Origin of the sequence: Corynebacterium sp. KPL2680 (genome assembly GCF_040225675.1) — a bacterium.
GTDB classification, from domain to species: domain Bacteria; phylum Actinomycetota; class Actinomycetes; order Mycobacteriales; family Mycobacteriaceae; genus Corynebacterium; species Corynebacterium rhinophilum.
In genome coordinates, this window is sequence record NZ_JBEHFM010000063.1 from 1 (window position 1) to 782 (window position 782).

Genomic DNA, 782 nt, shown 5'->3' on the forward strand with positions numbered 1-782 from the left:
CACGTGCTGGCCCCTGACACCATCACACTGCATGCTCTATCGAAAGGTAGAAACACCACTCAAACGGACTTGACCAGTGACTAGTTCTTCTGCATCCGACTTGCACAAGATATATGCCAAGCGACGTGCAAGCCATGTCTTTCCTGTACCCGGTGGTCCTTGGAGAATCAGATTCTTCTTTTCTTTCAGGCGCTCCAGCATAAGCTCGAGATCGTCTTTCGGAATAAAACAGCCTTCTTCTATTAGTTTAGGGATGGTAAAGGGGTCTTCTTCCGACGAAGACTCTGCAGTTTGGGTAGTAGCATCTGTTGGTTCTTGGTTGAAAACCCATGCTTCATAAGACAACCGGGGAAAGTTGGCTGGTTCGATCTCGGCGGTAGTAAGCCATTCTCGAATGTCATCGAGCGTGAGCAAATAATCTTTACCCGTTGAAACATTCTTCTGAATATTGATTCCTAATGCGGAGTCTTGGGCAAGATACTTGGTGATAACTGAATCAAAAGTCAGGAAGTAGAGTGGACGCGCCCAAAACAATGCCATGGTGTATGCCGTGATCGATCGATCTTTAGTCATCACGTCGAAATCGCGCATGAACTTGGCTCTATTTTCTGGCGTATCTGACTGGCTTAACCCGATTGCCGATTCGAAAAGACTCCAGCTGTTATCCCAAAACTTTTGGTTCTTAACATCTGAGGGTTTGGTGGTAAAACTGGGGTTGCCCGCAAATCGTGGACACGTTGTTAAGCTGCTTAGGGGTTAAGCAGCGGCTTTCTTATTACCAT

1 protein-coding gene and 1 pseudogene are annotated in these 782 nt (G+C 46.7%); both read right to left on the reverse strand.

Annotation, left to right across the window (positions count from 1 at the left end):
* Positions 1-36: 36 nt before the first annotated feature.
* The gene (locus ABRP66_RS11725) at positions 37-345 is read right to left on the reverse strand and encodes an nSTAND3 domain-containing NTPase (protein ID WP_502879920.1); all 309 of its coding nucleotides are present in this window, start codon (positions 343-345) and stop codon (positions 37-39) included.
* Positions 340-672: pseudogene (locus ABRP66_RS11730) on the reverse strand (AAA family ATPase); the annotation flags it as partial. The pseudogene ABRP66_RS11730 and the gene ABRP66_RS11725, both read right to left, overlap by 6 nt.
* Positions 673-782 lie beyond the last annotated feature (110 nt).